This window comes from Lachnoclostridium edouardi (assembly GCF_900240245.1).
In the GTDB taxonomy this organism is placed as follows: domain Bacteria; phylum Bacillota; class Clostridia; order Lachnospirales; family Lachnospiraceae; genus Lachnoclostridium_A; species Lachnoclostridium_A edouardi.
Window position 1 is genome coordinate 2,562,503 of record NZ_OESQ01000001.1, and the last position, 19,104, is coordinate 2,581,606.

The window sequence follows — 19,104 nt, forward strand, 5'->3', positions numbered from 1 at the left end:
GATAATTGAAAGAAGGGATCAGATGTTAGAAAAGGCAATGATGCTCATTTTTATGCTTGCTCTGACCGGCTGCAGTCCTGAATATATTTCGGAAGCAGCTGCCAATGAGACAGTTGTTTCCGAAGTGGTATCTTCTAACACAGACACTCAGAAGCTTGTTTTTGAGAGCAGCTATGATGTACAGGAAACGGGAGAATTTGTTACGGAGGGTACGGAAACATACAGGGATTTTATAGTTGACAGTGTATTGCACTCGGAGGAACTGGGAGATATCCATTACTGTGTGAAAATTCCGGATAGTTACGATGGAAGTACACCGTATAGTCTCTATATTACACTCCCTGGATATGAAGGCCTTTATTTTCAGGGGGCAGGTATCAATATCCGTTCAGAGGAATTTGCATTTGAAGCACAGAAATATAAAGAGAATATGATCATTGTTGCACCGCAGCTGGATGACTGGGGAGAACTGTCAGCAGACAAAACCATAGCATTGACAGAGTTTTTCCTTAGAAACTACAACATAGACAGAGAGCAGGTTTATATCAATGGTTATTCCGGAGGCGGTGAAACCCTGTCTTTGGTTTTGGACAAACGCCCAGAACTTTATACACGGGCATTGATGTGCAGCTCCCAATGGGATGGAGATTACGAAGCAGTCACAGAGGCAAAAATCCCGGTATATTTTGTCATTGGAGAATCGGATGAATACTATGGTTCAGAGCCATTCAAAGAAGCTTATGAAGCAATTTATAATCGTTATAAAGCAGAAGGAATTTCAGAGGAAGAAATTCAGAAACTGGTTGTGTTAGATATAAAGCCGGCCTCTTATTTTGAAGATAGAGGAGTAACAAACCAGCATGGCGGAGGCGGATTGTTCAGCAGAGATGAGACAGTTATGGGATGGCTGTTCGGAACAGAACATTCTGAGCAGGCGGAAAACTGATAGGAAAGGATGATGACGAATGAGAAGAAGAAAACAGATAACAGCAGCTGTACTGACAGGGGCAATGGTTCTCAGCCTTTCTGCCTGTGGCAGCCGGAATACTGCACCGCAGACAACGGAAGCGGCAACAGAGACGGAGGTAGAGGCATCATCAGAGGCGCAGGAAGCGGAAAAACTGGCTGATGGTGTTGCAGAAACTACGGCTGGATTGGTTCAGGGAACAAATGAAGCAGGAATCTACAGATATCTGGGAATCCCTTATGCAGAGGCAAAGGAGCGTTTTGTTCCGGCTCAGGATGTGACACCGTGGGAAGGAGTAAGGATGGCAGACACTTACGGTTCAATGTCTCCGCAGGGCGCTATTTCCGGACTGGGAGATGCGGGAAATCAGGATGGAACGGATAATAATTGTCAGAATCTGAATATCTGGACACCTGGATTAAAGGACGGTCAGAAGCGGCCGGTTATGGTATGGCTCCATGGAGGCGGTTTTTCCAGCGGAAGCGCAAATGGAGAAGAGTTTGATGGAGAGGCATTAAGCCGAAGCGGAGATGTTGTTGTGGTAGGAGTAAATCACAGGCTGAATGTATTCGGATATCTGGATCTGGCAGCTTATGGTGAGAAATATAAAGATTCTGCCAATGTAGGAATGTGGGATATCGTAGATTCTCTGCAGTGGATTCAGGACAATATTGAAAATTTTGGCGGAGATCCTGACAATGTGACTGTGTTTGGACAATCGGGGGGGGGTGCGAAAGTACTGGCTTTGATGACTTCACCGGATGCAGAAGGCCTGTTTCATAAGGGAATCGTCCAGAGCGGTGCTACAGAAACCATGGGCGTCAGCTTTAATACCCAGGAATCCAGTACCAGACTGGCAGAGAATGTACTGGAAAATCTTGGTATTACAGAAGAAAATCTGGAGGATATCCAGACTGTTTCTGTAGAGGAATTAGAAACAGCCGCTGCAGAAGCACTGCAGGAAACCGGCGAGGAACTGCAGATTCCGGCAGCTTTGGGAGGCTCTTATTCTATGGATTGGGAGCCAGTGGTTGATGGAGATTTTCTTCCTACTAATCCGGTCACTGAGGAATCATTTGCAGAGGCAGGGACTGACATTCCGCTTTTAATTGGAAGCAATTTAAATGAATGGAGTGGGTTTTTTGAAGCAGAGCCGATTGAAGAAACAGAAGAATTGGAGACTGCTCTTCGGGAGGCATATCCAGATAAACCGGAATTGACAGCAGATCAGGTGGATACAACGATTATTCGTCTCCCTCTTTTGAAGATTATGTCTCATAAGGCAGATCAGGGAGGCGCACCGGTTTACAGCTACCTGTTTACTTATGGACGGTCCTCACATGGTGCAGAGATTCCATATGTATTCGCTCATGCTAGTGAGACAGAAGAGCAAACGGCGCTTTCAGAACAGATAAGTCAGGCATGGATCAATTTTGCAAAAAATGGTATTCCTGGAACAGGAGATATGCCTGAGTGGGAGCCGTATACAAGAGAAAGCGGTGCGACCATGCTGCTGGATACAGAATCTAAACTGGTACATCATCATGACAAAGAACTTCTTTCTATTTTAGTACCAGACTATGAGTACTAAACCGGAAAATAAAATACTTTAAGGAGAAATGATAACATGAGAAAAAATTTTGGACCACAGCCATACTTATATCCACAGCCTGTTATGATTATTGGTTCATATGATGAACAGGGAATCCCCAATGCCATGAATGCAGCCTGGGGCGGTATTGTAGGAAGAAATGAAATAATTCTGGATCTGAGTCCACACAAAACTACCGATAATATTTTAAAAACAAAAGCATTTACCGTTAGCATAGCAGATTTAAGTCATCTGGCATCCTGTGATTATGTTGGTCTTGTTTCAGCCAATAAAATCACAGACAAGATGGAAAAAGCCGGATTTACGACTACAAAAAGTGAGTTTGTGAATGCGCCAATCATTAATGAACTGCCACTGACATTGGAGTGTGTATTAAGTAAGATAGTAGACAGCAGTAAATTTATTGGAGAAATCAGGAATGTTAGTGCGGATGAGCGTATCCTCGGTCAGGATGGAGAGATTGATTTGGCTAAGTTTATTCCGATTACATATGATGCGGTCCACCATGGATATTATCGGCTGGGAGACAGGGTGGGAAGTGCATTCTCAGACGGAATGAAAATTAAGCAGCGCTTATGAGGAAACATGTTAAAGGGGCTTCCAGAAGAAAAAGCAGCCATGCAGCAGGGAAAGTAAAAATAAAAATGGCAGTTGACTGTCTGATGACGATAACACTTTTGCTTCTGATGCCATATTCCCTGCTGGGTGAAAAAGCACACGAGTGGCTGGGAATGGGGATGTTTTTGCTGGTTATCCTGCACCATCTCCTTAACCTTTCATGGATTCGGGCACTGGGAAAAGGGCGCTTTGGTATGTACCGTGCCGTACAGACAGGAGTGGCGGCATTGCTGTTTCTGACAATGACAGGATCCATGATCAGCGGAATTATGATTTCCAACCATATATTTGATTTTTTGCCTGTCAGAAGCGGAGCGGAGACGGCCAGACTTACCCATATGTTCTGCGGCTATTGGGGCTTTGTACTGATGAGCATTCATTTGGGGATGCACTGGAAGATGCTTATGGGAATTTTCCGAAACAGGTTCAAGATTCAGCCGTCAAAAGTACGGGCTGCGGTTCTCAAAGGGACAGCTTTACTGATAGCAGCATATGGGGCTTATGCCTTTTATGATGCAGATATTGTTTCGTACCTGTTTTTAAAAACCCACTTTGTTTTCATTGATTTTAATAAGTCTTTAGCTGTGTTTTTGTTGGAACATCTGGCCATGATGGGATTCTTCATCTTTGTTTCTTATTATGCGGCAGGACTTTTACAGAGAACAGCCGGCCGACAGAGGAAGCTCTAACCAAAAGGTTGGAAAAGGTCACGCTTTTTCATGGATTCTTTTTTAGACGAAGCGGGATTACAATAATACTGTGAAAATAATTTGGCAATCAACGGAAGGAGATATTATGAAATTAAAAAAATGGATTTCAATAGCAATTATTGGTACTGCTATGGCAGGGATTCTGGCAGCCTGCGGTTCTTCTAATACAGCAGAACAGACAGCGGCAGCTACGACGGCAGAAGTACAGACAACGGAAACGGTCAGTGAGGCACAGGATACAGAGACTGCGGCGCAGAAAGATAACTCTCAGGCAGAAGCTGAAACAGAAGAGGCAGAGAATTCAGATGCCGAGGGAGGAAAGACTCTGGTAGTTTATTATTCAGCCAGCGGAAATACGGAGGAGGTGGCAAACACCATAGCTGAGGTTACCGGAGGAGATTTGTTTGAACTGGAGCCTGCAGAGCCGTACTCGGATGCAGACTTAAATTGGACAGATGATAACAGCCGGGTGACAAGAGAACATGAAAATGAGGCTGAGAGGGATGTAGAACTGGTTTCCTCAACCGTAGAGGATTGGGATTCCTATGATACCGTATTCATTGGATATCCCATCTGGTGGGGAATTGCAGCATGGCCGGTAGACGGTTTTGTGGAAGCGAATGATTTTACCGGTAAGACAGTTATTCCCTTTGCAACCTCTTCCAGCTCCGGACTTGGACAGAGCGGCGAACTGCTGGCAGAAATGGCAGGTACAGGGGACTGGCAGGAAGGTATGAGATTCCGCTCAGGTGTATCAGCAGAGGATGTAACCAGCTGGGTAGAGGAACTTGGTCTGGGACAGTAAAGGAGCAGAAAGAGTATGAAGGTATTATTGGTAAACGGCAGCCCGCATAAAGCGGGCTGTACTAACAGAGCATTACAGGAAGCAGCAGGTACACTGAATCAGGAAGGGATTGAAACAGAAATTTTCTGGATTGGAAATAAACCGATCGGTGGTTGCATTGGATGCAGAAAATGTTCCGAAATTGGAAAATGTGTTTTTGATGATATTGTAAATCAGATTCGGGATAAGGTATATGAGGCAGATGGTTTTATTTTTGGAACTCCGGTTCATTATGGAGCAGCCAGTGGAAATATAACGGCTTTTATGGATCGCTTATTTTATTCTGAACTATGCGGGAATTACAATCGAGGTTTTTATATGAAGCCAGCCGCAGCAGTGATTTCAGCCAGAAGAGCGGGAACTACAGCGGCATTTGATCAGATGAATAAATATTTTACAATTCAGGAAATGCCGGTTGTGTCTTCACGGTATTGGAATATGGTTCATGGGGCGCTTCCAGAGCAGGTAGAGGAAGATAAGGAAGGTTTATATACCATGCGGGTCTTGGGAAGAAACATGGCGTATCTGCTGAAGTGCCAGGAGGCAGCAAAAAATGCAGGAGTAAAACTGCCGGAGAAAGAGGACGCAGTATTTACGAACTTTGTCAGATAAGTAAAATATACGGAAGTACATTGAACAAATGAAAGAAGCAGTAGATGGATAGATGGGCAGATGTTAGATGAAAGTAAATTTCCCGAACATCTGCCTATTGTCATAGAGGAATATTTTATACACTTTCCATCTGCCCGACAGCCAGAAGAAACTGCAGAAGCTCGGGAGAAGGATTTTTTGAGTAAATAAGCCCATATGGCATCGTGAAGCTCCAATCAACAGGTATAGTAGTCAGAAGCGGATGAACATTGTCCCAGCATTCAGCAGACAGCAACAGCTCCTGGGATGTAACCAGCTGGTTGAACAGGTGGATATCAATATAGTCAACACCTTTCAGATGGATCTGGGGATACATGGATTCCAGCTCATCCCAGACAGGATCCGTATAGGGGTTCAGCCCCCGATTGGCAAGGAGCAGAGTCTGCTCGTATAAATCCTCCAGCGCCAGATGGTCTTTTTCAGCCAAAGGATGGGATTTGGAGCAGGAAACTTTGAGAGGAAGATCCATCAGGTGAAAGGAGTTATATCGGTCTCCCCAGTGGTTTGTATCATAGGGACAGGATAGAAGATCAATCTTAGAACCAAGGTTGTCCAGAACCTCTAAAAATGCAGGGACAGTGTCTTCAAAAGGAACAATTTCGAGACGAACATCAGGATAGAGTATGGATGCCTGTTTCCATTGCTTCAGAAGAATGGCTGCCGGATTCATAAGAGATACGCCAATGCGTATGGTATAATTTTTTTTCTGTTCCAACTCATGTGCTTTTTGAAGTACTGTTTTGGAGTGGCGGATCATTTTTTTTGCTTCCGTATAAATCAATTTTCCAGCTTCTGTCAGTTCCAAGCCTTGGGTACTTCGGTTAAAAAGCTTGACATCCAGATGGCTTTCCAGGAGATTGATCTGCTTTGTTACCGCATTGGCAGAGATATAGAGCTTATCTGCAGCTTTTAGAAAGCTTCCGCTGTCAGCAACCTGAATAAATGTATCTAAATGGCGGTTATACATGGTAGTCTGCTCCTCCTGTTCACACCTTTTGGTTAGAATTATAACTGTCTTTTCCCTGTTATTCAAGGAGTTTAGGAATTGTTTAGATTTTTGTTAGGAATGCGTAACCTGTAGCATGGATACTGTAGAGAAGGTGTATGGAAATAGGAACAGAAGAAAGTGGTGAAGGCTATGACAATAAAAAACAAAATCCGGTTATCAAATATTCTGATGGTAATTATCCCGATCATAACGATTTTAATTGCCGTCCTGGTTGCAAGATATGGCTCGGTAGGAAGCTATTGGCATTCCATAGAAACCATGTATCAGGATGAAAATGGGATTCAGTCTGCCCAGAGCCTGATCTATACTTATCAGGAGGAGCTTTGGGAAAACAACTGGGGAAACAATATTCAGAATGAGAATGATAAAATAAAAAAGAATGAAACGATGTATCATTTGGAAAAAAAACTTACAAAAATGGGATACCATTTTCTGGTAAAACGGGAAGGGACAGTTCTTTACTCCAATATCTCTGACAAAGACATGGAAACAGCACTAAAAACAGCAGGGGATGCGCTCCACACGGCTAAAATGCTGACAGCCAGCCTTGATAATGTATCAGTAATTAAAAATACATTTGCTCATGGCGGAGAAGAGTTTTCCATCATTGCAGTAAACGGAGGAGATGAGGAATGTCAGGTAGAATCCTATTTCCGCATGTATATTATGAAATATGTGCTTCTTTTACTGGCATTATTTTTTGCAGTTACCCTGATTGTCAACTGGATTTTGTCCTGGTGGGTATCTGAAAGTATTTTAGTGCCTTTGGAAAAATTAAGAAAGGGAACAAAGAATATCCGTGACGGAAATCTGGATACAGAGATTGATTACTGCAGACGGGATGAATTCGGGCAGATGTGTCAGGATTTTGAGCAGATGAGAGCCTATCTGAAGGAGTCGGTGGAGCAAGCGCCTGGAGGATGAAAACCAGCGAAGGGAAATGATTAATGGTGTTTCCCATGATCTTAGAACACCATTGACATCAATTGGCGGTTATCTGGACGGTCTGATAGAAGGAATTGCCAATACGCCGGAAAAACAGCAGCGGTATTTAAAAGCTATTAAAATCCGTACAAAAGATTTAGAGCGTCTGGTGGATAGTCTTTCTGATTATAACCGGCTGGAAAGCGGGAGAGTGACCTATCATATGGAACGAGGAGATCTAAAAGTGTTTTTTGAGCAGTATCTGTCTACTTATGTGGAAGAAGCCAGGCAGAATCATGTGAATATCCGTCTGGAAGCGCCAGAGAAGAAATATCCTCTGAATTTCGACGGCAATGAGATGAAGCGGGTATTCGACAATCTTTTTTCAAACACAATCCGGTATCGAGAAAATGAGGATTCCCATGTATTGATCCGTATTACAAGGCATATGAAAAAAGCCCGTATCCAGGTCGAGTACCAGGATGATGGTCCAGGAGTGCCGGAAGAAAGCCTAGGAAGGATTTTTGATACCTTTTACCGAACAGATGATGCAAGGAGCCATTCAGGAAAAGGAAGCGGAATTGGTCTGGCTGTTGTGAGGGAAATTATTCGTGCTCACGGAGGTACGGTATGGGCTGAAAACAGAAATGGATTGGCTGTGATCATGGAAATACCTGGAATTTCCACTATAGAAGAAAATAAAACAGAAAGAGGTGAGTCATTTGCTGAAAATATTGATTGTAGAGGATGACGAACTGATTGCGGAACTGGAGAGAGACTATTTAGAAGCCAGTGGCTTTGATGTGGAAATTGAATTGGATGGAACACAGGGATTGAAAAAGGCTTTGGACGGAAACTATAGCGCAGTGATTCTGGATGTAATGCTTCCTGGACGAAACGGATTTGAAATTTGTCGGAAGCTTAGAGAAACAAAGGATCTTCCAATTATTATGGTAACGGCCCGCAAAGAAGATGTAGATAAAATATGTGGTTTAGGCCTGGGAGCGGATGATTATATGGTAAAACCATTCAGTCCGGCTGAACTGGTAGCGAGAGTGCGCTCGCATATAAAAATCCATCAGCGGCTTCTGGAGAAGAAGGAGGACGGTCGTAGTACAGAGCTTCATATAGGAGATTTAAAAATACTGCCGAAGGAGCGGCGCGTGTTTTTATCAGGCAGGGAAGTGAATCTGGCCAATAAAGAGTTTGAGCTTTTGCTTTTTATGGCGGAAAACCCCAACATAGCATTTTCAAAAGAAACGCTGTTTGACAGGATCTGGGGAATGGACTCCATGGGTACAACAGACACGATTACTGTACATATTAATCGTCTGCGTCAAAAGTTGGAAAAGGATTCGTCGAATCCTAAAATGATTGAAACTGTATGGGGAGTGGGATATCGGTTTCGGATAAACTAAATGACAGAAATGATTTAGAAAAAGTTTAGCAACCTGTTAGCTGGATGTTAGATTTACCTCATAATATAAGGATGTACCAAATCAGAGGTACAAAAAACTCCTTTTAATTGCTTACATCACTCATAAAATGCACTCGAAAGGCGATCTCTTTTCAGGAGATCGTTTTTTCTGTCTTTTTGTATTTTGGTATTGTAAGAAAAAAGAAAGGTGAGTTTAGCCTTTCTTTAGGCTTTTGTTAGCCTTCTGTTATTTCATATGCCTATAATTGCTTTTGTTCCTGATAAATGAAAAACAAAGGAGTGAAATACGATGAGAAGAAGGAAAAAAATGGTATTGATGCTGACGGCAGCGACAGCATTAACTGCAGGGATGGCTATGACATCATTTGCTGCATGGCAGCAGGAAGATGGGCAGTGGATCTACACAGATAGTTCAGGAAACAGGGTAACAGACGCATGGAGACAATCTGGAAACAATTATTACTATTTAGACTCTGACGGCGTTATGGCCACAGATCAGTGGGTCGAGGATAGCTATTATGTGAATGAAGATGGTGCCAGAGTTTCTAATCAGTGGATTTATGTAGAGGAAGGAACCGATGATGCGCCTAACTCTGACGGAGGATGGTTTTTCCTGAGTGAAAGCGGTCGGACTGTAACGGATGGATGGCAGACGATCAATGGAAACCGTTATCATTTTGACAGCGATGGAACTATGGACTATGGCTGGTTTACAGATGATGAAAATCTGTATTATCTGGGTGATGAAAACGACGGAGCGATGAAAACCGGCTGGCTAGCTTTGGAATGGGATGAGGACAGCTCCCCGGAAGATGGAGAAGTCTCCACAGTGGTTACCAGCGGAGAGATGGGAGAATGGTTTTATTTTCAGGAAAATGGGCGAGCCGTAAGAGCAACTGAGGATTCTTATGTAAGTCGTCGTATCAATGGAAATCGTTATTATTTTGATGAAAATGGCGTAATGGCTACAGGGTGGGTAGAGGTTGCTGATCGTGAAGAAGGCGATCCGACCGGAATCAGTACACTGAAGTATTTTGGAACAGAGGATCAGGGACAGATGACTACCGGCTGGAGATATCTGTATGATGATCCCACAGATAGCGATGATGATGATTTCGATTATAGTCCTGCGACACCCAGCAATGCAACACCCAGCAATGCTGCGCTTCCGGAACGGGATGATTTCGGAGATGGGGCATGGTACTATTTTGATGGAGATGGAGTTCCGGCTTACTTAAGCAATGAAGCAGATACGCTTTCTGATGCAACTACCAGAATCAATGGACAGAATTATTTCTTTGACGAATATGGCCGTATGCAGAGCGGATTGCTGGGATTTCAATTAGAAGATGGCAGTGTGCTTAGTGCATATTTTGGAGCAGATGATTCGGATGGAGCCATGAAACGGGATCGTCAGACCAATGTATATGATGAGGATGGCGAGCGGGGAACCTACTACTTCAATACCTCTGGCTCTAATCGAGGCGGCGGCTATACCGGCGAGAGAAATGGCTACTTATATTACAACGGAAAGCTGGTCGAAGCAGAGGATGGAGAGGATATTCAGGTATTCCAGATCGGTGAGCAGATGTATCTGGTAAATGAATCAGGCAGGGTTCAGGACAGGAACAGAGCCTATCGTGCGGATGGAGAATACCGCTATGAATATGATGATGGAACCATTTACTACATTGATGAGGACAGAGAACGGATTGGCGAGGTGACAGAGGGAGAGCGCCTGCCAGAGATTGAATTTAGAGAGATTTATAGCCTGTAATGGTCAGGGGCGGAGAGAGTTTTCTCCGTCCCTTTGGGCATTTCCTGAAAAACGATAAAAAAGGAGAAACATCTTATTGATTAAATATATCTGGAAAACTTTTATTCAAAACCGGTTACTTCTGCTGGGATTTTTATTTTTGGGGATGTTTTCTTCGGCTCTTCTGCGTTTTTATCAGATCCAGATAGAGGATGGAACTTTATATCAGCAGGAGTTTCTGAGCCGGATTACAAGAAATCAGACAAGCAGAGCTGGAAGAGGAACGATTTATGACAGAAATGGAATACCCCTGGCATATGACGAGCTGACTTATCAGATTACCATTCAGGATAGTGGCGTATATGAGACAAGGACAGAACGCAATGAGAAGTTAAACCATATAATCAGCATGGTAATCGGACTTATAGAAGAAAAAGGAGATATCATTTCTGTAGATTTTCCGATCACATGGACAGAAAATGGCACTTTTACATACACAGAGGAAGGAAGAGATAAGCAGCGATTCCTAGCGGATGTTTTTGGGCACAGCTCCGTTGAGGATCTTACATATAACGAAAGGCTGGGATATGATGAAGGGACTGCATCGCCGGAACAGGTACTGGACTATCTTCAGGGAAATACCAGATATGGAATTGACAGGGAATACAGCCCTGACCATGCTCTTCAGATTACAGCAGTGCGCTATGCTATGGCACAGAACAGCTATCAGAGATATCGCCCTACTGTTTTGGCGGAGGAAGTCAGTGAAGAAACCATGGTTGGAATTTTGGAAAACACAAGAGAGCTGCCTGGGGTGGAGGTTGTAAATACTACGGTACGCCGATATATTGATAATCCGTATTTTTCGCAGCTTTTGGGGTATACAGGCCCTGTTTCGGAGGAAGAACTGATTCAGTTCCAGGAGGATGGAATGGAGTATGATATGGATGCCCAGGTTGGAAAAAGCGGTATTGAACAGGCATTCGAGCAAAAACTGAGAGGAAGAAATGGGACAAAGCAGTTCTATGTTGACAGTGTAGGACGCATCAGCCGGGAACTGGAGGCAAGAGAAGCGGAAAGAGGGGAGGATGTGCAGCTGACAATTGATGCAGAGCTTCAGGGAGCGGTTTATCGTTTGCTGGAGCAGAAGCTGGCCGGAATCCTGCTTACTAACATGGTTCCGGAAAAGACGGATGCTTCAGAGGAACTTGCGATCGATACGGCAGATGTTCTCATGGCATTGTTTGATAACCATATTTTGGATCAGGAACATTTCTCTCTGTCGGATGCAGGAGAAGCTGAGAAGAGAATGGCATCCGCCATGGAAGCAAAAAGAAAACACATATCCGAGACTCTGGAACTGGTATGGAAGCAGCCGGTGCAAGGTCTTACAGAGGAGCTGCAGGAGATCGCAGGATATATTCCGGAAATGTTAAGGGAACAGGGATATTTTCAGGAAGGAACAGATGATGGGCAAAGTGCCTGGAACCAGAACTGGCAGTCAGGAACATATAGCCTGGAACAGTATCTGCTGGAGGGACTCAGGGAGCAGTGGATAAAATCTGTGGAAACAGAGGAACGATATACGGATCTGGATGAAGCCTGGGGGCGGATGAAAGATGAAATAGAAAGACTGTTAGAAGCAGATGAAGGATATAAGCGGCTGTTGTACAGCATCATGCTGCGTTCAGGCGAAATCAGAGGAGAGGATGTGTGCCTTGCTTTGTTGGAACAGGGGATTTTGGAAGAAACAGACGGAGAATATGGAAAACTGCGGAACGGCTCCCTGAGTGCGTATTCTTTTTTGCGGGAACAGATTCGTACTTTAAAGCTTACTCCGGCACAGCTGGCATTAGATCCATGTACAGCTTCCAGCGTGGTAGCAGATCCGGATACCGGTGAGGTGCTGGCGCTGGTAACCTATCCAAGCTATGACAACAATCGTCTGGCTAATCATGTGGATGGAGATTATTATGACAGATTATTAAATGACAACTCCCTTCCCCTGTATAACAATGCTACCCAACAGAGAACTGCGCCAGGTTCCACATTTAAACCGGTTACGGCTGTGGCGGCTTTAACGGAGGGACTTATTGCGCCGGAAACGATGATAGAGGATAAGGGAATTTTTGAAGAAGTTATCCCCAGTCTCCGCTGTTGGATTTATCCCGGAGGTACCCATGGCGCTCTTAATGTGTCAGACGCCCTGAGGGATTCCTGTAACTATTTTTTTTACAGTCTGGGATATGGATTCAGTTTGCCGGAGACAGCGGAGTTTCCTTTGAAGGATCAAAAAACGGAAGAACTGCTTTACCAGCCGGAACAGGGGATCAATGTACTTCAGAAATATATGGAAATGTTTGGTTTTCATGAAGCCAGCGGAATTGAGATTACAGAAAATCCACCTCAGATGGCAGATGAATTTCCGGTCACTGCTGCAATCGGACAGAGTAATCACAATTATACAACGACGCAATTGGCACGATATGCATCTGTGCTGGCAAATCATGGAACACTGCATAACCTGACTTTGATTTCCTCAGGAGATGGAGAGGAGGAATACCAGAATGAAGAACTGAATGTGGTTAGCGATTCTACATGGGATGTGATCGGAGAAGGAATGAAAAAAATGGCGGACTCTAATCAGATTTTATCCAGTCTTTCTGTTTCATCTGCCGGAAAAACAGGAACAGCCCAGCAGAACAGAAGTCGGCCCAATCATGCATTGTTTATAGGATATGCGCCCTATGAACAGCCGGAAATTGCAATAGCCACCAGAATTGCATATGGTTATTCTTCCTCCAATGCAGTAGATGTGAGTGCTGATATTTTTCGTTACTATTTTGGATTGGAGCCGGAAGAAACATTGCTTACTGGAACAGCGGATATTTCTGGAAATTCAGGAAACAGGGTAACAGACTAGAGGAAACCTGGGGCAGGAGGTGTTATTAGATGAGAAAATTAAAAAACTGGATGAGGTTTCCGGTATTCTTCAAGCCATTTGCTCTTCTTCTAATGTTCTGTACGATCCTGTTATCTATGGCTGGTATTTATTTAATTGAGATGCTGGAACCAGGGCTTGGAAAGCGGCAGTTAGCTGGTATGGGAGCAGGAATATTGATGATGCTGTTTTTCTCAGTTGTCAATATTGAAATGCTTTGCCGGAATATGAGATGGAGTATTTATCTGCTTACAGTTACTATGCTGTTCATGGTAAATATACTAGGGGCAGTATCAGGAGGAGCGGCCAGATGGCTGGAGATTGGAGGATTTCGTTTCCAGCCTTCAGAAGTGGGAAAGCTGTTGCTGATCCTGTTTTTTTCGGAGCGTTTTTCAGAAAAAGCTGAAAAGGTCAGTCAATGGGGGTTTCTGCTCCGTACCGCTTTCCTGATGGGGATTCCATTGATCTCGATTCTGGAAGAACCGGATTTATCAACAACAATAGTGACAGCCTGGATTTTTATATGCGTGTGGTTTGCAGCAGGATTAGATTACAAATTGATAGGAAAATTTCTGGCAGTTATAATACCGGCAGGCGCATTGTTTTTATTTCTGGTGACCAGACCAGGACAGGAGCTTTTAAATGACTATCAGTATCGCCGGATCATGGCATGGCTGCATCCAGAAGAGTGGGCGGCGGAATCTTATCAGCAGATGTATTCCATGATGGCCATTGGTTCAGGCGGAGCTCTGGGGAGACTTGGGGAACAGGATGAAGCCGTAACTGTGATTGGAAGCGGCTTTCTTCCGGAACCCCATACAGATTTTATTATGGCTGCAGCAGGGCAGGAATGGGGATTTGCGGGATGCAGTATGATGATCCTTGCTCTTATGGCAATCGTATTTTGCTGTCTGAGAAGATGCATGCAGGTCAAAAGCATGACAGGGAGTCTGATCTGCTGTGGTGTGGCAGCCTGGATTGGCGGACAGGGGTTTGTGAATCTGGGAGTGGTATCAGGGATGCTTCCGAATACGGGACTTACATTTCCCTTTGTCAGCTATGGGCTTACTTCTATGGTAAGCCTGTATATGGGTGTCGGTATTGTCCTAAGTGTCAGATGACAGGACTTTATGCTCACACCTTTTGGTTGGAAACATAAACGCTTTTTTGTCGTTCCTTTTTGGTTGTTTCCGACTTAAAATATAAACATAAGGAAACAAAAAAAGGAGGAATTATTATTTATGAGAAATCAGAAATGGATGAGGCTGGCTGCAATGGCAGCCGCTGGAATGGTTTTTGTAACCGGTTGCGGAAGTAGCGCAGGAACATCAGCCTCTACAACAGCCGTACAGACAGAAAGCAGTACAGAAGCAGAGAGTGCGGAAAGCGAGAACACGGAGGCAAACAGCGAGGAAGCAGATGAAAATACAGAAACTGCAGACAATGAAGATGCGCTTGTCCTTGCCGACCAGGGAATGTTTTCAGCAGGAGGAATTACAGTAACCTCAGAAGGAACCTTTGATCCGGAAAATCACTGGGAGGAGACGGGAGCAGGGCAGACTGCCCATGTAGATCACGCCAATGTTTTCTACCAGATTCCGGAGAATGAAACGGGACTTCCCATGGTATTTCTGCATGGTTATGGCCAGTCCCGTATGGGATGGATGACAACGCCGGATGGAAGAGAGGGCTGGTCCGATATGTTTTTGAAAAAGGGACATGGCGTATTTCTGATCGATGAGCCAAGAAGAGGAGAGGCGGGTGCAACCTCTGTCAGCGGCGATATCAGTACGAAGACACTGGATCAGCGGTGGTATACCCAGTTCCGTATCGGCAGATGGGAAGATGGAAAATCCGTTGCCAATGAGGGCTCTCAGTTCCCGAATGACGATGTATCCGTAGATCAGTTCTTCCGGCAGATGACTCCGGATACGGGAATGACCTCGGATATGGGTGCTGATTTTGATGGTGAGATGGTAGCGCAGGCAGTTGCAGCAGCCATTGATGAAGTATACGAAATGACAGGAAAGGATTCTGTTCTGGTAACCCATTCCCAGGGAGGCCGCGCTGGTTGGCTGGTGCCGAAATATACGGCACATGTGGCATCTATTATAGCAATTGAACCAGGCGGAGGTCCTGAAGTTGATACAGAGGAATATCAGGCGATTACAGAACAGGAGATTCCTGTTGCTATGTATTTTGGTGATTATATTGATAATGGCGATCCGGAAATCCAGGCAACTGCCGCATGGCAGGGAATGCGTCAGACCTGCTATGATTTTGCAGAGGCATACACAGCCTTAAATGGAACGGCCGAAGTGATCGATCTCCCTAAAGAAGGGATTACAGGAAATGATCATTTCCTGTTCCAGGATCTGAATAATGATGTGATTGCTGATCATGTGGAAAACTGGATTCAGGAGAATGTGGAAGGGTAAGGTGGAGCATTGAAGGCATTGATCGCTTATTATTCCAGAAGCGGACAAAATCTGGTAAATGGAGTATTGTGCAGCCTGCGGGTAGGAAATACGGAACTTGTGGCAGTTGTATTGCAAAAATATACAGGCGCAGAGTTGTTTCGGATTGAACCATGTGAAGACTATCCGGATGATTATTATCAGTGCATGGATCTTTCCAGACAGGATTTACTCCGGAATGTGCGTCCAATGCTTAAAAATTACCCCGATACATTAGAAAATTATGAAGTGATTTATCTGGGATATCCAAATTACTGGGGTACAATGCCGGCACCTGTTTTTTCATTTCTTGAACGGTTTGATTTTACAGGGAAAGTAATCCGACCTTTCTGCACTTATGAAAATGGAGGACTGGGGCACAGCCTGAGCGATTTGCGCAGGATGTGTCCTGAAGCCCGGATAGAGGAAGCGCTTACGATTCGCGGAGTTCAGATAAAAACGGAATTATCTGTTATTGAGGAATGGGCTTGCGGGAAATGTACATGAGGAGGCGGAAAATGAAAAAGAATAGGGCGATTGTATTAGGAATAACAATATTAACTGGAATACTTACAGGAGGGTGTGGAAATTCGGATATACAGACGACGAAAGAAACGATAAGAACCTCTCTGGAAACTGCTGCGGTTTCCGAAGAAGAGAAGGAGACAGAAGCAGTTTCACAAATACAAAATGAACCGGCTGCTGTGTACTTTACTTCCGACATTTCCCCAGAGGGTATGATGAAAGTGTATGAACATCTTAACTGGACGCCAGAGGGAAATGTGGCAGTTAAGCTGAGTACCGGCGAACCACCGGCAAGTAATTATCTGGATCCAGATCTGATAAAGGATCTGGTTCAGGCAGTAAACGGAACGATTGTAGAGTGTAATACCGCATATGGAGGATCCAGAACAGAAACGGCTATGCATCGGCAGGTGGCTGAAGATCATGGCTTTACAGAAATTGCAGAGCTGGATATTCTTGATGAAGAAGGATCTATGACTCTGCCTGTAGAAGGAGGAAGCCGTCTGCAGGAAAATCTGGTTGGCTCCCATTTTAAAAATTATGACTCATATCTTGTACTGTCCCATTTCAAGGGTCATGCTATGGCTGGATTCGGAGGAGCCATTAAAAATATTTCTATTGGCCTTGGATCGAAAGAAGGAAAATGCTTAATACATACCTCGGGTGAAAGCCATACAAGCATGATGGGGGGAGAACAGAAGGGATTTACAGAGTCTATGGCAGAGGCGGGAAAATCCGTATCCGATTATTTGGAAAATGGAAAGCGAATCGTGTATGTAAATGTTCTGAACAATATTTCCATTGATTGTGATTGCGATGGAAATCCTGCTGAACCGGATATTCATGATATTGGGATTGTGGCATCGACAGATCCGGTTGCCATTGACCAGGCATGCATTGACCTTGCTTTTGCAGCGGAAGGAAGTGAAGCTCTGCAGAAAAGAGTCAATGAACGGATGGGGCTTCATACCCTGGAGCATGCAGAAGAAATCGGTCTCGGCATGCGTACATATGAATTGGTGAATATTGATGAATGAGACAATAAAAAGAGAACTGATTTATGTCAGCTACTATTTTATGGTGCAGTTCCGCCAGATTTTTCGATACTGGATTCTTGGCATGCTGATCGGATCAGGAGTCTCTGTATTCGCAAAAAACCGTATTCACAGATTGTTTGCTGAAATGCAGAAAAAGAAGTGGGGGATTGCAGGGCTTGTCCCTGCGTGCCTTCTGGGCATTGCATCACCACTTTGCATGTATGGAACAATTCCCATTGCAGCTTCTTTTTCGGAAAAGGGGATGAGGGATGACTGGCTGGCATCCTTTATGATGGCTTCCATTCTTTTAAACCCGCAGCTTATTATTTACAGTACAGCATTAGGAACAGAAGTACTTTTGATTCGCCTTATTTCCTGCTTTTTTTGCGGTCTTACCGCAGGTGTTTTCGTGCATTTTTTATCAAAAAAACGGCCATTTTTCAGGTTTGACGGTTTTCGGGTAAAAGAAAGCCGTGACACAGATCCCAATCCTATTCTCCGTTTTTGGAAAAATTTCGGGAGAAATATTAAAGCTACAGGATTGTATTTTTTAGCAGGAATATTTCTGTCAGCAGTATTTCAGAGATATGTACCCTCAGAACAGTTTGCCAGATTATTTGGAGATCAGAATGAAGGTTTTGGGGTGCTGATGGCAACTACAGTGGGTGTGCCTTTATATGCCTGCGGCGGAGGAACGATTCCGCTTCTTCAGCAATGGCTTTGGGAGGGGATGAGTGTTGGGGCAGCCTCGGCATTCATGCTTACGGGACCGGCTACCAAAATCACAAATCTTGGAGCATTGAAAATTGTATTGGGAAAAGGAAAATTCATTCTATATCTGATATTTATAATGCTTTTTTCATTTTTGACAGGATTTATTGTAAATAAAGTTTGACTACAGAAGATAAGTAGGAAATCAGTTATGACATACAATTTTTTTAATCCGACTCGTGTTTTATTTGGAGCAGGACAGTTGGAAAATCTGCATACACAGGAAATGCCTGGGAGAAAGGCAATGGTTGTGATTTCAAATGGAAAATCCACTAGAGAGAGCGGTGCTTTAGATCGGGTTATGGAACAGATGGACAAGGCCGGGGTTGAAACAATACTGTTTGACAAAGTAGGAGCCAATCCCTTAAAGGCGATTGTGGAAGAAGGCGGGAGGTTTGCAAAAAAAAATGGCTGCGATTTTGTTGTGGCTTTGGGCGGTGGATCTGTAATGGATGCCGCCAAGATAATGGCCATGTATGCGTTGCAGCCTGGAGATCTTTGGGATTATGTTCCAGGTGCTACTGGTAAAATGCATCCATTGGTAAATCCAGTTTTACATAAGCATTGCTGCGATGATCGCTTTGTCCGTATGGCACAGGCATTGGAAAAGAGGATGCTAAGGAGCCAATGGATTTTGTAGTGGCATTAACAGAGCTGCAAAAAAATTGTGGCGTAGATACTTTGAAGATGTCTGACTATGGAATTGAAAAAAGTGAATGTATGACTCTGGCACAAAATGCCCGGGCTACAATGGGAGGTCTATTTGCCTGTGATCCCGTTCCTATGACAGACATGGAATGTGCTGAAATTTTTGAAAGATCCTATCGGTAAGCGTGGAGAAGCTT

The 19,104-nt window shown here is 44.1% G+C and carries 19 protein-coding genes; 18 read left to right on the forward strand and 1 reads right to left on the reverse strand.

Translation table 11 applies throughout. The annotated features are described in order from the left end of the window. Nucleotides 1-22 precede the first annotated feature (22 nt). The 6 genes from C1A07_RS12170 (at nt 23) to C1A07_RS12195 (ending at nt 5,363) form a co-directional block, all read left to right on the forward strand. Entirely contained in the window at nt 23-946 is a 924-nt protein-coding gene (locus tag C1A07_RS12170) for a prolyl oligopeptidase family serine peptidase (RefSeq protein ID WP_242972307.1), read from the forward strand. A gap of 19 nt (nt 947-965) precedes the next feature. Beyond that, nucleotides 966-2,558, forward strand: coding sequence for a carboxylesterase/lipase family protein (locus C1A07_RS12175; protein ID WP_101877336.1), 1,593 nt, complete (start codon nt 966-968; stop codon nt 2,556-2,558). Between the two features lie 36 nt (nt 2,559-2,594). Further along, on the forward strand, nt 2,595-3,158 hold the full coding sequence (locus C1A07_RS12180) for a flavin reductase family protein (RefSeq protein ID WP_101877337.1): 564 nt from the start codon (nt 2,595-2,597) through the stop codon (nt 3,156-3,158). Continuing rightward, entirely contained in the window at nt 3,155-3,886 is a 732-nt protein-coding gene (locus tag C1A07_RS12185) for a DUF4405 domain-containing protein (RefSeq protein WP_101877338.1), read from the forward strand. The genes C1A07_RS12180 and C1A07_RS12185 overlap by 4 nt, the downstream gene beginning before the upstream one ends. A 106-nt stretch (nt 3,887-3,992) precedes the next feature. Continuing rightward, the gene (locus tag C1A07_RS12190; RefSeq protein WP_101877339.1) at nt 3,993-4,712 is read left to right on the forward strand and encodes a flavodoxin; all 720 of its coding nucleotides are present in this window, start codon (nt 3,993-3,995) and stop codon (nt 4,710-4,712) included. 15 nt (nt 4,713-4,727) lie between these two features. Continuing rightward, nucleotides 4,728-5,363, forward strand: a complete 636-nt coding sequence (locus C1A07_RS12195; protein ID WP_101877340.1) for a flavodoxin family protein — start codon at nt 4,728-4,730, stop codon at nt 5,361-5,363. Between the two features lie 115 nt (nt 5,364-5,478). Here C1A07_RS12195 and C1A07_RS12200 read toward each other — a convergent pair whose 3' ends face one another. Continuing rightward, entirely contained in the window at nt 5,479-6,369 is an 891-nt protein-coding gene (locus C1A07_RS12200) for a LysR family transcriptional regulator (protein WP_101877341.1), read from the reverse strand. A gap of 171 nt (nt 6,370-6,540) precedes the next feature. Here C1A07_RS12200 and C1A07_RS16445 point away from each other — a divergent pair, with 171 nt between their 5' ends. The 12 genes from C1A07_RS16445 (at nt 6,541) to C1A07_RS16705 (ending at nt 19,090) form a co-directional block, all read left to right on the forward strand. Further along, nucleotides 6,541-7,335 (forward strand): HAMP domain-containing protein, encoded by a 795-nt coding sequence (locus tag C1A07_RS16445; protein ID WP_242972308.1) that lies wholly within the window; start codon nt 6,541-6,543, stop codon nt 7,333-7,335. Between the two features lie 16 nt (nt 7,336-7,351). Next, nucleotides 7,352-8,086: a sensor histidine kinase gene (locus C1A07_RS16450; RefSeq protein WP_242972309.1), complete on the forward strand. Its 735-nt coding sequence runs from the start codon at nt 7,352-7,354 to the stop codon at nt 8,084-8,086. Continuing rightward, nucleotides 8,058-8,753: a response regulator transcription factor gene (locus C1A07_RS12210; RefSeq protein WP_101877342.1), complete on the forward strand. Its 696-nt coding sequence runs from the start codon at nt 8,058-8,060 to the stop codon at nt 8,751-8,753. Before C1A07_RS16450 ends, C1A07_RS12210 begins: the two co-directional genes overlap by 29 nt. A 309-nt stretch (nt 8,754-9,062) precedes the next feature. Continuing rightward, the gene (locus tag C1A07_RS12215) at nt 9,063-10,550 is read left to right on the forward strand and encodes a cell wall-binding protein (RefSeq protein WP_101877343.1); all 1,488 of its coding nucleotides are present in this window, start codon (nt 9,063-9,065) and stop codon (nt 10,548-10,550) included. 76 nt (nt 10,551-10,626) lie between these two features. Continuing rightward, nucleotides 10,627-13,452: a penicillin-binding transpeptidase domain-containing protein gene (locus C1A07_RS12220; RefSeq protein ID WP_101877344.1), complete on the forward strand. Its 2,826-nt coding sequence runs from the start codon at nt 10,627-10,629 to the stop codon at nt 13,450-13,452. 29 nt (nt 13,453-13,481) lie between these two features. Beyond that, entirely contained in the window at nt 13,482-14,591 is a 1,110-nt protein-coding gene (locus tag C1A07_RS12225) for an FtsW/RodA/SpoVE family cell cycle protein (RefSeq protein ID WP_242972310.1), read from the forward strand. 120 nt (nt 14,592-14,711) lie between these two features. Next, nucleotides 14,712-15,908, forward strand: coding sequence for an alpha/beta hydrolase (locus C1A07_RS12230; RefSeq protein WP_101877345.1), 1,197 nt, complete (start codon nt 14,712-14,714; stop codon nt 15,906-15,908). Between the two features lie 9 nt (nt 15,909-15,917). Beyond that, complete coding sequence (locus C1A07_RS12235; RefSeq protein ID WP_101877346.1) at nt 15,918-16,433, forward strand: flavodoxin; 516 nt, start codon at nt 15,918-15,920, stop codon at nt 16,431-16,433. A gap of 230 nt (nt 16,434-16,663) precedes the next feature. Next, on the forward strand, nt 16,664-17,488 hold the full coding sequence (locus tag C1A07_RS12240) for a DUF362 domain-containing protein (protein ID WP_334293514.1): 825 nt from the start codon (nt 16,664-16,666) through the stop codon (nt 17,486-17,488). Further along, nucleotides 17,481-18,383 carry a permease gene (locus C1A07_RS12245; protein WP_101877348.1) on the forward strand — a complete coding sequence of 301 codons (903 nt, stop codon included), beginning with the start codon at nt 17,481-17,483 and terminating at the stop codon, nt 18,381-18,383. The genes C1A07_RS12240 and C1A07_RS12245 overlap by 8 nt, the downstream gene beginning before the upstream one ends. 27 nt (nt 18,384-18,410) lie before the next feature. Next, the gene (locus C1A07_RS12250; RefSeq protein WP_330399517.1) at nt 18,411-18,899 is read left to right on the forward strand and encodes an iron-containing alcohol dehydrogenase; all 489 of its coding nucleotides are present in this window, start codon (nt 18,411-18,413) and stop codon (nt 18,897-18,899) included. Further along, nucleotides 18,887-19,090, forward strand: a complete 204-nt coding sequence (locus C1A07_RS16705) for a hypothetical protein (RefSeq protein ID WP_330399518.1) — start codon at nt 18,887-18,889, stop codon at nt 19,088-19,090. The genes C1A07_RS12250 and C1A07_RS16705 overlap by 13 nt, the downstream gene beginning before the upstream one ends. The last annotated feature ends 14 nt before the right edge of the window (nt 19,091-19,104 follow it).

Excerpts from the sequence above, each read along its gene's own strand:
- C1A07_RS12170 (WP_242972307.1), top strand. The coding sequence starts at position 23 with ATGTTAGAAAAGGCAATGATGCTCATTTTTATGCTTGCTCTGACCGGC.
- C1A07_RS12175 (WP_101877336.1), top strand. The coding sequence starts at position 966 with ATGAGAAGAAGAAAACAGATAACAGCAGCTGTACTGACAGGGGCAATG.
- C1A07_RS12180 (WP_101877337.1), top strand. The coding sequence starts at position 2,595 with ATGAGAAAAAATTTTGGACCACAGCCATACTTATATCCACAGCCTGTT.
- C1A07_RS12185 (WP_101877338.1), top strand. The coding sequence starts at position 3,155 with ATGAGGAAACATGTTAAAGGGGCTTCCAGAAGAAAAAGCAGCCATGCA.
- C1A07_RS12190 (WP_101877339.1), top strand. The coding sequence starts at position 3,993 with ATGAAATTAAAAAAATGGATTTCAATAGCAATTATTGGTACTGCTATG.
- C1A07_RS12195 (WP_101877340.1), top strand. The coding sequence starts at position 4,728 with ATGAAGGTATTATTGGTAAACGGCAGCCCGCATAAAGCGGGCTGTACT.
- C1A07_RS12200 (WP_101877341.1), bottom strand. The coding sequence starts at position 6,369 with ATGTATAACCGCCATTTAGATACATTTATTCAGGTTGCTGACAGCGGA.
- C1A07_RS16445 (WP_242972308.1), top strand. The coding sequence starts at position 6,541 with ATGACAATAAAAAACAAAATCCGGTTATCAAATATTCTGATGGTAATT.
- C1A07_RS16450 (WP_242972309.1), top strand. The coding sequence starts at position 7,352 with ATGATTAATGGTGTTTCCCATGATCTTAGAACACCATTGACATCAATT.
- C1A07_RS12215 (WP_101877343.1), top strand. The coding sequence starts at position 9,063 with ATGAGAAGAAGGAAAAAAATGGTATTGATGCTGACGGCAGCGACAGCA.
- C1A07_RS12225 (WP_242972310.1), top strand. The coding sequence starts at position 13,482 with ATGAGAAAATTAAAAAACTGGATGAGGTTTCCGGTATTCTTCAAGCCA.
- C1A07_RS12230 (WP_101877345.1), top strand. The coding sequence starts at position 14,712 with ATGAGAAATCAGAAATGGATGAGGCTGGCTGCAATGGCAGCCGCTGGA.
- C1A07_RS12240 (WP_334293514.1), top strand. The coding sequence starts at position 16,664 with ATGATGAAAGTGTATGAACATCTTAACTGGACGCCAGAGGGAAATGTG.
- C1A07_RS12245 (WP_101877348.1), top strand. The coding sequence starts at position 17,481 with ATGAATGAGACAATAAAAAGAGAACTGATTTATGTCAGCTACTATTTT.
- C1A07_RS12250 (WP_330399517.1), top strand. The coding sequence starts at position 18,411 with ATGACATACAATTTTTTTAATCCGACTCGTGTTTTATTTGGAGCAGGA.
- C1A07_RS16705 (WP_330399518.1), top strand. The coding sequence starts at position 18,887 with ATGGATTTTGTAGTGGCATTAACAGAGCTGCAAAAAAATTGTGGCGTA.